Raw genomic sequence first — 13,140 nt, 5'->3', positions numbered from 1 at the left:
ATAATCCGCCCTTGCACAAAAGGGCAGTAACATCGGAGGGGAGAAGATGAAGTCGGGATATCTCATCGCGGCTAGTTGCCTTGCGCTTGCACTTCCAAGCGCGGCACTGGCTGACGAAGTGCGCAGCGATGGCGCACAAACTGCTGCGCCCAGCGTCGAAGAGATCATTGTGACCGCCCAGCGGCGCAACGAAAACCTGCAGAAAGCGGCCATCGCGGTGTCGGCAGTGACGGGGGATGCACTGCGCGCGTCTGGGATCACCCAGCCAACCGGGCTGACCAGCGTGGTGCCGTCTCTGCAGGTTGCCCCTGCGGCCGGACCTTATAACCTGTTTTACTTGCGCGGGGTTGGTAATTTCAACGGAAACGCGTTTTCCGATTCCGCCATCGCGTTCAATTTCGCTGGTGTCTACATCGGGCGCCCATCTGCCACGACCGGCTTTTTCTATGACCTTGACCGGATCGAGGTGGTCAAGGGGCCGCAAGGCACGCTCTATGGCCGCAACGCCACCGGTGGCGCGATCAACGTTTTGCCCAAGAAGCCTGAACTGGGCGTCTGGAGCGGATTTGGCGCGGTCGATGTGGGCAATTATTCGGCCGTGCGGCTCGATGCCGCACTGAATATCCCGCTGGGTGACAAGGCTGCCGCACGCTTTGCCGTCGTGCGCGTCAAGCACGATGGCTACATGAACGACGGCACTGACGATCAGGACGACGTCGGCGTGCGTGGTTCCTTGCGGTTCGAGCCGACCAGCAATCTGCATATCGGCGTGGTGGCAGACTATTTCGACCAGGGCGGGCGCGGCGTTGGCATGACCCCGCTGTTGGCGCCGCAGGGAACCCCTGCCGCCACGATGATCTCGCCCGACAGCCGCATCGGCATCTATTCACCGCAAGGCCATGCGTTTTACACCAGCCAGTGGGCCGGCACGCTCGGGCGGCCGTTCCAGGCTTTCGCCGCGAATTTCCAGCCTTTCCTGCGCAACCACTTCGTCGGCGTGTCAGCGACGGCGGAATGGCAAAGCGATCTGGGCACGCTGACGATTGTTCCTTCCTATCGAGAGGGGCATCTCAACTTCAACAGCTTCGTGCCCGGCTTCCAGGTCTATTCGGTGGAGCGCAACGCGCAGACGAGCGTCGAAGCACGCTTTGCCACGTCCGATGCCCTGCCGCTTCGGGCGCTGTTCGGGGCGTTTTACTACCATGATCACACCGACAGCCCCTATGGCGATTACGCGTCCAACTGGAACGCTCAGTATGACAAGCACACCTTGCTCAACACCACCAGCAAGGCGCTGTTCGGCCGGCTGACGTATGCGGTCACGCCTGCGCTGCGCCTGACCGTGGGCGGGCGACAAACCTGGGAAGACAAGGATTTCAGCGGCTCGCGCATATCGCTGACCCGCATTTGCACCGCCGCCTCGTGCCCGACGGCGCCTTCGCTGCCCTATGGGCCCACGGCGCCGGCGCTGGGCGCATTCCCCTCGGTCGTGGTGCCAGCACTGGGTGCTGCCCCTTATGGTGGCCTGCCCGATGTTGTCGGCAACCCCAACGTCATCCAGGCCGCCACGGTCTTTTCCAACAGCGAGAACAAATCGTTCAGCAAATTCACCTGGCGGGTCGGCGCTGACTGGGATCTGACGCCGCACAACCTGCTGTATGTCTCGTACGAAACCGGGTTCAAGGCCGGCGGCTTTTTCTACAGCCCGAACGGCGCCGGGGGGCAGTTCGCACCCGAGACGCTGGGCGCGCTGACGTTCGGATCGAAGAACCGTTTCTGGAACAACCGGATTCAGCTCAACCTGGAAGTGTTCCGCTGGAAATACAAAGACCAGCAGATCAGCCATCTGCTGACGATCGGCACCGTGCCCACTTTCGTGACCGAAAACGTCGGGCGGGCCACGTTCCAGGGCTTTGAAGTCGAGGGGCAATTCGCCGCGACCGCGTTCACCACGCTGCATGTTGACGCGCAATACCTCGACGCGAAATACGACCAGTTCACGTATCAGAGCCCGAACAGCAACGGCGGAGTCTTCAACGGCACATCCTGCCCGACGGCCGGATTTGCCAACAATTCCTACATCATCAACTGCAGCGGCATGCGGCCGGTCAATGCCCCAAAATGGACGCTTAACCTGGGTGTCGACCAGCGCGTTCCCGTCTCGGTCGGCGAATTCACGCTGAACGCCAAAGCGCATTACCAGACCGCGACGATGACCGGCATGGAGTTCGCCCCGGTCGAACAGCAGGCGGCGTATTGGCTGGCCGATGCCCAGGTCAGCTTCAGCCCCAATATCCATGGGCTGACGTTTGGCGTCTACGTCAACAATATCTTCGACAAGACCCTGAAATCGCAATCATATCCAACGCCTGGCACGGCCTTTTACGCCACCACGCTGCGCCCGCCGCGCACCTATGGTGGGCGCGTGTCCTACAGCTTCTAGAAATTTGCTGCCGTCATGGCGCAAGGGTGGGGGGAGCATCGCGCTTCCCCCATCATTGCGTTTTTTCCGAGCAGCCGTTCTCGAGCATTTCCAGCATCCATTGCACGCCCGGATCGCTGTCGCGCACCTTGTGCCATTGCGCGATCTGGATCACGTCGGGAAACGGTGTCCAGGTCTCATGAATGGCAATGGGATAGAGCTTGGCGAAATGCTCGGCATAGCGCCGGTGCATGGTGGCCAGCCGGCGCGTTCCCACGATGCCGCGGCATAGATCGCCAAAGCTGGGCAGCAGCACTTCGACGCGGCGATCATGCGCCATTTTCGCGATATGCTGATCGGTGACGGAAGGGCGCCGGTCGGGGCCAAAAGTGGCAACCGCATGGCCCGCGGCAAAGAACACCTCTTCACTGATTGTGCCATAATTTGCGTCGCGCCAACTGATGATCACGTCGGTGTCTCGCCACAACTCGCGGGTTGGATAGCGCGAGTTGGCATAGGGCTGCACGGTGATCACGAGATCGACCTCTGCACGCTCGAGCCGTTCGGTTGCGATGCCGCTGGGCGGAATGACTTCAAAAGTCACCAGGGGCGCAATGTGCGAGGCATGGGCGATGATATCGGCCAGGCTGATCGCATAGGCATAGTCCGAGGCCACGAGCAGGAAATGGCGGTTTGATGTCGCAGGATCAAAGTTACCTGCCCTGGTAATTTCGCCGCGAATTTGCAGCAACGCCCGTTTCACCGGGCCGGCAAGCGCCTCTGCCTTGGGCGTGGGGTGCATCTTGCGCCCGTGGAGCACCAGGAGATCATCCTGGAAATAGTCCCTTAGGCGGTTGAGTGCCCCGGTCACCGCAGGCTGGGTCAAATTCAGGCGCCGGGCTGCCGCCGAGACGTTCCTTTCCTCTGACAAGGCTTCAAACGCCACGAGCAGGTTGAGATCGAGACCATCAAATCGCATCCGCGAAACCTATCAGCGCAACCTATAGCTGACAACCGCGATATTCGATTGGACGGTAATTTCCCGATCGACGAAGATGCCCTGGTAAATTTCGTCACGTCTATAGCACGCCGCGAGCGTCAGAAGAAAATCCAGGGAGAACCCTAATGATGCTGCGAAAGCTGCACCATGTTACGTTTCATGTCAGTGATCTTGACGCGACAGAGCGGTTTGCAAACGACTTTGGCCTGCTGACGGTAGAAAAAGCTGGCCAAAGACTTGTCATGGCCACGCAGGGCGGCGATTCCTATTCTTATGTCGCCTATCAATCTGATGAACCCAAGTTCATCGGACTTGCGTTCGAGGTTGCCGACGAGGCCGATCTTGCCCAGGCCATTGCCGATCATGGCGCCAGCGATGTGGTCGAGATGGACCTGCCCGGTGGCGGTCGGTCCGTGTCGCTGTTTGACCCCAATGGCTTTCGGGTGGAACTGGTCCACGGAATTGCCAGCAAGCCCGCGCTGCAGTCCTATCCCGAGTGGCAGATGAACTCGCCCTTGGGCTATCCGCGCGCCGGGCGTTTCGAGCCCAAGCGCCCGCTGGCCCCGGCCAAGCTGTTTCGTCTGGGTCATATTGGCCTGTTCGTGCCGAGCTACCTGGCTACCCAGGCCTGGTACAAGGACGTGCTCGGGCTGATCCCCAGCGATGTCTATCACGTTCCGGGCCAGCCCCATGTCCAGATCGTCGGGTTCCTGCGCCTCGACCATGGTGAAGACCTGGTGGATCACCACAGCGTTGCCCTGATGCAGAGCATGGATGGGCGGGTCGACTGCCATCATATCAGCTTCGAAGCACAAGACTTCGAGGCGCAGTTCATGGCGCACCGCTACCTCGAAACCCAGGGGTACGAACTGGTCTGGGGCGTGGGGCGCCACCCCCACGGCAGCCATGTGTTCGACGTGTGGCGCGACCCTGACCGCAACCGCTTCGAGACGTTCAGCGACACCGATCGGTTGAAGAAGTCTGACGGCACGCGAATTCACAATATTCACGATGTCGAGATGGACGTGTGGCGCTCGGACCCGCCCGACCGTTATTTTGCCTGATCCCCAAAATATTCAAACGAAACGTTAGCGAGAAATCCATGTCTGATCATTCCTTCTTGAAGCCGCTGCCCGCCGCACCCCAGCCCGAGGGCATCGATGATGTTACCGGCCTCGTTTCCGGTTCTTTCGGAATTGGCACGTTCCGTGATGGTGATGGCGCCGCGTTTCCCGGTGTCGTCGTGCCGGGCGGCGGCGTGTTCAGCCTTGCCGGCGAATATGCCGATACCCATGCCGTGTTCGAGGATTGGGCGCGCGCTTCCAACCTGGCCAACGATGTTGCGGCCAAGCAGGAACGCAAGGCGCACGATTATCGCGCGCTGACCATCCTGCCCGTTCTGGCCCATCCCAACATGCTGTGTGGCGGATCAAACTATCGCCAGCACGTGGCCGAGATGATGACCTTCAACAAGTTCAACCAGGACAAGCGTGGCGAAGGCGAAAGCGACGAGCAGTTCTTCCAGCGAAATCTGGCCGAAATCGATCGCCGCAGCCGCGAAGGCATGCCGTTCTTCTGGACCGGCCTGCATTCCTCGCTGTGCGGCCCGAATGACGACGTGCCGCTGCCGCTGATCGGCGAAAATCCCGACTGGGAACTGGAGTTCGGCGCGATCGTCGGCAAGACTGGCCGCTATGTCCGCCCGGAAGACGCCCACGAACTGATCGCTGCCTATGTCATGGTCAACGACCTGGGCACGGTGGACGAATTCCGCCGCGTCGATGTGCGCTTCATGTACGATTGGGTCAGCAAGCATCAGCCCAACTTCAAGCCGTTCGGCCCCTTTGCTGTACCCAAGGAGTTCGTCGATCGCTCGAAGGTGCAGATCCGCCTGAAGGTGAATGGCGAAATCCGGCAGGATTGGCCGATTTCCGACATGATTTTCCAGCCGGAACAGATCCTGTCCTATGCCTCGGAACGCATTCGTCTGGTGCCGGGCGATCTGCTCATCACCGGTTCGCCGCCGGGGAACGGCGCGATGTGGGGCAATGCCTGGCTCAAGCCCGGCGATGTGATGGAAAGCGAGATCACCTACCTGGGCCGCCAGACCAACCACATCGTCGCCGAAGAGGTGGGCGACCGCACGCCAACCTACGGGCCCTTCATCACGGCCTGGTGATACCGGGCGCCGGTGCCACCCTGGATTGCGTGGCTGGCTTTCGTGCAGTGCGGGTCGCAAGGCGGCTCGCCTGGCCAGCCCGCAGTCCATCCCCGAACCGGTCGCGATCATCAGGACGCGCGGCCGGAAAGGGGGAGCGGGCCTTCCAGGTAATAGCCCGAAATCTCAAAAATGCGGCAGCATCTTGCCGTTCAGGTCTATTTTTGGAACATCCATGCTCAATCATGGGCTGAGCATGGAATGACAATCATGGACCAGATCGATCGCCGTATTCTGAACGCCCTGCAAAGCGACGGGCGGATGACCAACCAGGATCTTTCCGAACAGGTTGGCCTCTCGCCCTCTCCGTGCCTGCGCCGGCTGCGCGCCCTGGAAAGCGACGGCGTTATCTTCCGCTATGTCGCGCTGGTCGATCCGATCTCGGTTGGCCTGCCGGTCACCGCTTTCATTCGCGTGCGGCTGGACCGGCAGGACGATCGCCATCTGGCCCAGTTCGAAGCGGCGGTGGCCTCTTTTCCCGAAGTCATGGAATGCTACCTGATGTCAGGCGATTGCGATTACCAGTTGCGCGCCTTGTTCGATTCACTGGGTGCCTTCGAGGATTTCCTGCGGCAGAAGCTGACGCGCATCGAGGGGGTCTCGCAGGTCACCACCAGCTTTGCGCTGCGGCCGGTGGTCTACAAGACCGCGCTGCCAATCTAGGCAATGGACCCAAACGGCATCCTCGCTTGCCACGTCATTGCCCCAGGAACAGTTCTGCCGCGGCATCGATGACGGCTTCGCTGTCCAGCCGGTATTCGCGGTAAAGATCGGGCAGATCGCCGGTCTGGCCAAAACGGTCGGTGCCGAGCGGGCTGACGCGCATGCCCTTCACGCCGCCAAGCCACGACAGCGCGCCGGGTGACCCGTCGATCAGCGTCACCAGGCCGGCGCCCGGCGCAAGCGGCGCCAGCAGGGTTTCGGCATGGCAGGGCGCTGGCGATCCGGTGGTCCAGCGTGTCGCGTGGCGTTCCGACCAGCCGCGATGCAACAGGTCGGGCGAAGTCACGTTGAGCAGGCACAGGCCCGGGATATCATCGACCAGCTGTTCCCAGGCCGCGAGCGCTTCGGTGGCCACCACGCCGGTAAACACGATCGCCGCATCCGCGCCTTCGGCGGGGCGGCGCAGCCAGTAGCCGCCCTTCAAGGCGTCTTCCCGCCAGGTGTCATCTGTGCGCGCGATCTGCGCAATCGCGCGCGTGGTCAGGCGCAGATAGACCGAGCCGCCATCGACCTGCTGCATGTGATCGAACGCGAACGCCATCATCGCGGCCAGTTCATCGGCATAGGCCGGCTCGAAATAGGTGAGGTTGGGCTGCCCCATACCGATCAGCGGGGTGTTGATCGATTGGTGCGCGCCGCCCTCTGCGGCCAGCGTCAGGCCCGATGGCGTTCCCACCAGCAGGAAGCGCGAATCTGAATAGCAACCATAGTTGAGCGCATCGAGGCCGCGCGCAATGAATGGATCATAGACGGTGCCAACCGGCAGCAGGCGCGTGCCGAAATGCGGCGCGGCCAGGCCCAGCGATGCGAGCATGAGGAAGAAGTTGTTTTCGGCAATGCCCAGCTCGATGTGCTGGCCAGCAGCATGCTGCGCCCACTTCTGCGCCGAAGGGATTTTGGCCTTGTGGAACACGTCCGCCAGTTCCTGCCGCCGGAACAGCCCACGCTGGTTGACGAAGGCGCCGAGGTTGGTCGTCTGGGTGACATCGGGGGCCGTGGTTACGATGCGATCGGCCAGTTCCTCGCCCGATTTCGCCAATTCGAGCAGGATGCGCCCGAACGCGGCCTGCGTCGATTGGTCGGCGCCCTCGGGCGCGGGGATTGCCGGAACGGGAACGGCAGGCGCAACCGGTTCCGCCTTGGTCCGGGCGATTGGCGAATTGGCCACGAAGGCCTTGAGATCGGTGACGACATTGTCGCCGAGTGCGCCCCACGGCTCCCACTCGTTGCCCTCGGCAATGCCCAGGCTCAGGCGGAATTGCTCCATCTGCGCCGGGTTCATCATCCCCGAATGGTTGTCCTTGTGGCCGGCGAGCGGCAGCCCGTGGCCCTTGACCGTATAGGCGATGAACAGCGTGGGGCGATCGTCCTGCGCGGCGTCGAAGGCATCCATCAGGGTTTCGACACAATGGCCGCCCAGGTTGGTCATCAGCCGCGCCAGCTCGACATCGTCATAGCTGTCGAGCAGCGTCTTCACGTTGGGCTTGTGGCCAATGTCGGCCAGCAGCCGCTCGCGCCAGGCCGTGCCGCCCTGATAGGTCAGCGCCGCGAATTCGGCATTGGGGCAGCTGTCGATCCACTCTTCCAGCGCCTTGCCGCCCGGCCGCGCGAAGGCGGCCAGTTGCATCTTGCCATACTTGAGCGTGATGACGCGCCAGCCGCAGGTTTCGAAGATATCGTCGAAGCGGCGGAACATGCGATCGGCCGTGGTGGCGTCAAGCGACTGGCGATTGTAGTCCACGATCCACCAGCAATTGCGCAGGTCGTGCTTGTAGCCCTCGATCAGGCATTCGTAGATATTGCCTTCATCGAGTTCAGCATCGCCCATCAGTGCGATCATGCGCCCGGCGTCTTCCTCGCGCAGTTGCCCATGCGCGATGAGATAATCCTGCACCAGGCTGCTGAAGGCCGTCACTGCCACGCCCAGGCCGACCGAGCCGGTGGAGAAATCGACCGGAATCTTGTCCTTGGTGCGGCTGGGATAGCTCTGCACGCCGCCCAGGCCGCGAAACCGCTCCATCCGCTCGCGCGTCTGGTTGCCCAGCAGATAGTGAATGGCGTGCAGCACCGGCCCGGCGTGCGGCTTTACCGCCACTTTATCCTGCGGACGCAGCGCATGGAAATAGAGCGCCGCCATGATCGCGGTGATCGACGAACAACTGGCCTGATGGCCACCCACTTTCAGGCCATCGCGCTTGGGGCGCAGATGGTTGGCATTGTGGATCATCCACGACGAAAGCCACAACAGGCGCGTGTCGAGATGCTCCAGCGCGCTGATCGTGTCCTGCCGGGAAGGGGAAATCGTCGTGTCCATGAGCGTGTCCTGATGTGGAGCGACGGGTTCTAGCGCTGCATGGCGGGGCATGTCCTTGCGAAAGGATTGCCCTTAAATCGTCTGAAATGGCAGGTTCTGCCAATATGCATTGTGACTGATAGGAAATATTGCCAGAATTTCGCCGATGCCATCGGAATGCTTCGCTATCGCGAGCGAGTTTCAGGGTATGGCGATTCCGCTCGGAAGCAGCACCTGGTCCGTCCCGCACGAAGACCGCCAGCCTTCGCGTGTTTGCAGGTGGAGCAGTAAAATCCAGTGCCCATGTCACAAAGCGTGGAGCGGGTTCGTCATGATGGCATCCCTATCGAAAGGATGCTGACCATGACCCCGCGCCTCAATCTCTACACCGCCGCGCCCGACATTTTCAAAGCCTGGTTTGCCTATTCGCAGAAAGTGGCGGAATGCGGCCTGGAAAAGCCACTGCTCGAACTGGTGAAAATCCGCGCCTCGCAGATCAATGGCTGTGCCAACTGCCTGAATATTCACACGTCTGATGCGCGCAAGGCTGGCGAAACCGAGCAGCGCATCCATCTGGTGGCTGCATGGCGTGATGCGCCGTGCTACACCGATCGCGAACGCGCGGCGCTGGATTGGACCGAACACATGACGCAGATCGCGACCAGCCGCGCGCCCGATGCCGTCCATGCCGCTTTGGCTGCGCAGTTCACCCCGGCCGAGCAAGTGCAACTGACGCTGGCGATCGATGTGATCAACGGATGGAACCGCCTGGCGGTCGGCTTCAATTTCTATGCTCCGGAACTGGGTTGGAAATGAGCCAGACGGCGGGCGAGATCTTTGACGCGCAGCGATCCACCTTGCTGCGTGTTGCCTATCGCATGCTGGGCACGATTGCCGATGCCGAAGACGTGGTGCAGGATGCCTATGTGCGCTGGCAGGCGGTGGACCATGCAGAGGTGGCAGTGCCGGCTGCGTTTCTGCGCCGCATCGTTACGCGCCTGTGCCTCGATCACCTCAAATCGGCGCGGGTCCAGCGCGAAATCTATGTCGGGCCGTGGCTGCCCGAACCGGCCGTGGATGACGCGCTCGATGACGATGTGACCCTGCCGCTGCTGTTGGCGCTCGAGCGGCTTTCCCCGCTCGAGCGGGCAGCCTTCCTGCTGCATGACGTGTTTGGAGAGCGGTTCGAGGATATCGCGCTGGTGCTGGATCGCGATGTGCCCGCCTGCCGCCAGCTTGCCAGCCGCGCGCGGGGGCATGTGCGCGATGCCCGGCCAAGGTTCCCGATCGATCACCAGCAGGGCAAGGCCATCGCCGCTGCCTTTTTCGAGGCATCGCAGAAGGGAGACATGGCGCAACTGAGCATGTTGCTGGCCCAGGACGTGCAGTTCCATGCAGATGGCGGCGGCAAGCGCCCCGCAGTGGCGCGTATCCTGCAAGGCGCCAGCGAATATCTGCGCGCCCAGGCGGCGCTGATACGGCTGCGCCGCGCCCCTTCCGAACTGGTGCGGTTCACCACTATCAACGGCCTGCCGGGTTTTATTACGAGAGAGCCCGATGGCTTGCTACAGACCACGGCCCTGTTGGTGGAGGGCCGGCACATCCAGGCCATCTACGTCATCCGCAATCCCGACAAGCTGACGCGCGTGCATTGAGCCTTTGCCCCTTGCCTAAGCCGCGCGGGGTGCACCGCCAATTGCAGCGCGCCCCGCACTTGTGGTTCAGATCTGGGCCATGCCGCCATCGACGAACAGTTCGATGCCGTTGATGAAGCTTGCCTGGTCCGAAGCGAGGAACAAGACAGCCTTGGCGATTTCATCGGGTTGGCCAACCCGGCCGAGCGGAACTTGTCCTGCCATGAAATCGAGCAGGCCCTGCTGCGATGCCGCGTCTGGTCCTGCCAGTTCGACCAGTCCTGTCGTTTCGACCGGCCCCGGGCTGATGGCGTTGACGCGGATCTTGCGGTCCTTCAGGTCGAGCATCCAGTTTCGCGCGAAACTGCGCACCGCCGCCTTGGTCGCGGAATAGACACTGAACGCTGCGGTGCCGGTGATCGCTGCGGTCGAACTGGTAAGAACGACCGAAGCGCCATCACGCAGCAAGGGTAGCGCTTTTTGTACGGTAAACAGCACGCCCTTCACATTGGTGTCGAAGGTCTGCTGATAATGTTCCTCGCTGATTGCGCCGAGCGGGGCGAAGCTGCCCCCGCCAGCATTGGCGAAGAGCGCGTCGATCTGGGCGTGCTGCTGTTGCACGGCATCGTAAAGGCGATCGATATCGGTAAGTTGGGACATATCGCCGCGCACGCCGGTAACCCGCCCGCCGATTGCCTTGACTGCCGCATCCAGCGCTTCCTGGCGGCGTCCGGTGATGAACACCGCTGCGCCAGCTGCTGCGAACGCCTGCGCCGTGGCCAATCCGATACCCGATGTGCCGCCAGTGACCACCACCACCTTGTTGTTGAAATCCTGTGCGATCTTTCATCTCCTGTTGATTGGAGCGGCGCTGTGCTGCGCCGGTGAAAAAGCACGTAAGTGTGCAACGATATTGGCTGTAGTCAGCAAAATTGATACGTATCGTTGCATCAAAGGAACGCTGACGCGCGAAGACCTCAACGACTATGCCTACTTTGCCGAGGTGGTGGCGCATGGCGGCTTTGCCGCGGCGGGCCGTGCCCTGCGCGAACCCAAGTCAAAGTTGAGCCGCCGTGTCGCTGCTCTCGAAGCGCGGCTGGGCGTAAGGCTGATCGAGCGATCGAGCCGCCGCTTTCGCGTGACCGACGTCGGCCAGGCATTTTACGAACGCTGCCGTGCCATGATGACAGAGGCGCAGCAGGCCGTCGCCCTGGTGGCCGAGGCGCAGGCCGAACCGCATGGCCGCGTGCGCTTCAGTTGCCCGACCGGCCTGGTCGAGATCCTGTCGGATATTCTGCCCGGATTTCTCGCCCGCTATCCCCGCGTGCGCCTGCAGGTGATCGCCAGCGACCGCGCCGTTGACCTGATCGAAGAACGTATCGACCTTGCCTTGCGCGTCCGCGTGGCCTTGACCAGCGATGCGGCGCTGACGATGCGTTCGTTGGGCACCTCGGCGCGCATCCTCGTGGCCGGCCGACAGCTGGCAGAAAGCATCGGCGCGGATCCAGCCGGGCTGGCCACGATGCCGACACTGGGCACTTCTGACGAAATTGGCGAGGTGGAATGGCAGCTGGAGCACATTGATGGCGCAACCCACCGCCTGCGGCACGAGCCACGCATGAACTGCAGCGACTTTACCGCCGTGCGCGCCGCGGCGATCCACAACCTGGGCGTGGCGCTGCTGCCCGATCACGTATGTTCAGAGGCGCTGCGCCAGGGGCAACTGGTGCATGTCCTGCCGCAGTGGCGCGCGCAGATCGGCATCGTGCACCTGGTCTTCACCACCAGGCGGGGGCTGCCGCCGGCGGTGCGCGCGTTGATCGATCACCTCGCGGCGACCTTTCCCAAATGATCGACCAAGGCGTTCGTCGAGCGGGGTTTGCCAAGTGGCGGTGCCCTGCCTAGCCTGCCGCGGTTCGATCACGGCAGCAGGGCACATCAGATCATGCTTGAACTTCAGGGGGTTTCCCACGTCTATGGCAATGGCACGCGCGCGCTCGATGCCGTCAGCCTGACCATTCCCAAGGGCATGTTCGGGCTGCTCGGGCCCAATGGCGCGGGCAAGTCCACCCTGATGCGCACCATCGCCACGCTGCAGATCCCCACCAGCGGGCGGATCATGTTCGACGGCATCGACGTGGTCGGCGATCCCCAGGCGATCCGTGGCCAGCTTGGCTATCTGCCGCAGGATTTCGGCGTCTATCCCCGCGTCAGTGCCTATGACCTGCTCGATCACATGGCCGTGCTCAAGGGTATCGCCGGGCGGGGCGAGCGGCGCGACACGGTCGAGACGCTGCTCGCCCAGGTCAACCTGTGGGATGTGCGGCGCAAGGCGGTGGCCGGTTATTCGGGCGGGATGCGGCAGCGCTTTGGCATTGCCCAGGCCCTGATCGGCAATCCCCGCCTGGTCATCGTCGACGAACCCACCGCCGGGCTCGATCCCGAAGAGCGCAACCGCTTCCTCAATCTGCTGGCCGAAATCGGCGAGAACGTGGTGGTGATCCTGTCGACCCACATCGTGGACGACGTGACCGACCTGTGCCCGCGCATGGCGATCCTGGGGCAGGGGCAGATCCTGCTGGAAGGCGCGCCCACCGCCCTGATCGGCGCCCTGGCTGGCCAAGTGTGGGAGCGCGCGATCGACCGCGCCGATCTGCCCGCGATCAGCGCGGCGCACCGCGTCATCTCCACCCGCCTGCGTGGTGGCCGCACCGTGGTGCACGTGATTGCCGACACGGCGCCAGGAGAGGGCTTCACCGCCGTTCCCGGCGGGCTTGAGGATGTCTATTTCTCGACGCTGCTTGCCGCGCGCGCATCCGCGCCGGCGGCCGTCGTCGCCTGAGCGGGCAA

General features: G+C 62.5%; 11 protein-coding genes. 8 read left to right on the top strand and 3 right to left on the bottom strand.

Features of this window, described 5'->3' with window-relative positions:
- Positions 1-46: 46 nt before the first annotated feature.
- Complete coding sequence (locus C8K14_RS10235; RefSeq protein ID WP_107716585.1) at positions 47-2,443, top strand: TonB-dependent receptor; 2,397 nt, start codon at positions 47-49, stop codon at positions 2,441-2,443.
- Between the two features lie 52 nt (positions 2,444-2,495).
- On the opposite strand, the gene C8K14_RS10230 is transcribed toward C8K14_RS10235, so the two are convergent.
- Positions 2,496-3,401: a LysR family transcriptional regulator gene (locus C8K14_RS10230; protein ID WP_022677575.1), complete on the bottom strand. Its 906-nt coding sequence runs from the start codon at positions 3,399-3,401 to the stop codon at positions 2,496-2,498.
- Between the two features lie 263 nt (positions 3,402-3,664).
- Here C8K14_RS10230 and C8K14_RS10225 point away from each other — a divergent pair, with 263 nt between their 5' ends.
- The 3 genes from C8K14_RS10225 to C8K14_RS10215 all read left to right on the top strand — a co-directional run bounded on the left by C8K14_RS10225 (position 3,665) and on the right by C8K14_RS10215 (position 6,303).
- A complete protein-coding gene (locus tag C8K14_RS10225; protein WP_022677576.1) occupies positions 3,665-4,486 on the top strand; it encodes a VOC family protein in 822 nt (273 codons plus the stop codon).
- Between the two features lie 38 nt (positions 4,487-4,524).
- Positions 4,525-5,601 (top strand): fumarylacetoacetate hydrolase family protein, encoded by a 1,077-nt coding sequence (locus tag C8K14_RS10220; protein ID WP_107716584.1) that lies wholly within the window; start codon positions 4,525-4,527, stop codon positions 5,599-5,601.
- Positions 5,602-5,841: 240 nt separating this feature from the next.
- Positions 5,842-6,303: an Lrp/AsnC family transcriptional regulator gene (locus C8K14_RS10215; RefSeq protein WP_051146429.1), complete on the top strand. Its 462-nt coding sequence runs from the start codon at positions 5,842-5,844 to the stop codon at positions 6,301-6,303.
- A 34-nt stretch (positions 6,304-6,337) separates the two neighbouring features.
- On the opposite strand, the gene C8K14_RS10210 is transcribed toward C8K14_RS10215, so the two are convergent.
- Positions 6,338-8,677 (bottom strand): transketolase, encoded by a 2,340-nt coding sequence (locus tag C8K14_RS10210; RefSeq protein ID WP_107716690.1) that lies wholly within the window; start codon positions 8,675-8,677, stop codon positions 6,338-6,340.
- A gap of 342 nt (positions 8,678-9,019) precedes the next feature.
- Between C8K14_RS10210 and C8K14_RS10205 the strand changes: the two genes are divergently transcribed.
- Positions 9,020-9,472, top strand: a complete 453-nt coding sequence (locus tag C8K14_RS10205; protein ID WP_028658206.1) for a carboxymuconolactone decarboxylase family protein — start codon at positions 9,020-9,022, stop codon at positions 9,470-9,472.
- The gene (locus tag C8K14_RS10200) at positions 9,469-10,311 is read left to right on the top strand and encodes a sigma-70 family RNA polymerase sigma factor (protein WP_107716583.1); all 843 of its coding nucleotides are present in this window, start codon (positions 9,469-9,471) and stop codon (positions 10,309-10,311) included. Before C8K14_RS10205 ends, C8K14_RS10200 begins: the two co-directional genes overlap by 4 nt.
- A 66-nt stretch (positions 10,312-10,377) precedes the next feature.
- Here the strand turns inward: C8K14_RS10200 and C8K14_RS10195 are convergent, their stop codons facing one another.
- Entirely contained in the window at positions 10,378-11,109 is a 732-nt protein-coding gene (locus tag C8K14_RS10195; RefSeq protein ID WP_233251016.1) for an SDR family NAD(P)-dependent oxidoreductase, read from the bottom strand.
- A gap of 94 nt (positions 11,110-11,203) precedes the next feature.
- On the opposite strand from C8K14_RS10195, the gene C8K14_RS10190 reads away from it, so the two are divergent.
- On the top strand, positions 11,204-12,142 hold the full coding sequence (locus C8K14_RS10190) for a LysR substrate-binding domain-containing protein (RefSeq protein WP_233251015.1): 939 nt from the start codon (positions 11,204-11,206) through the stop codon (positions 12,140-12,142).
- Positions 12,143-12,235: 93 nt separating this feature from the next.
- Complete coding sequence (locus C8K14_RS10185) at positions 12,236-13,132, top strand: ABC transporter ATP-binding protein (RefSeq protein ID WP_054130379.1); 897 nt, start codon at positions 12,236-12,238, stop codon at positions 13,130-13,132.
- Positions 13,133-13,140 lie beyond the last annotated feature (8 nt).

It is taken from the genome of Novosphingobium sp. GV079, from assembly GCF_003058045.1.
GTDB classification, from domain to species: domain Bacteria; phylum Pseudomonadota; class Alphaproteobacteria; order Sphingomonadales; family Sphingomonadaceae; genus Novosphingobium; species Novosphingobium capsulatum.
Note: the sequence above shows the minus strand (reverse complement) of the source record. Positions and strands in the feature narration are given on the sequence as shown.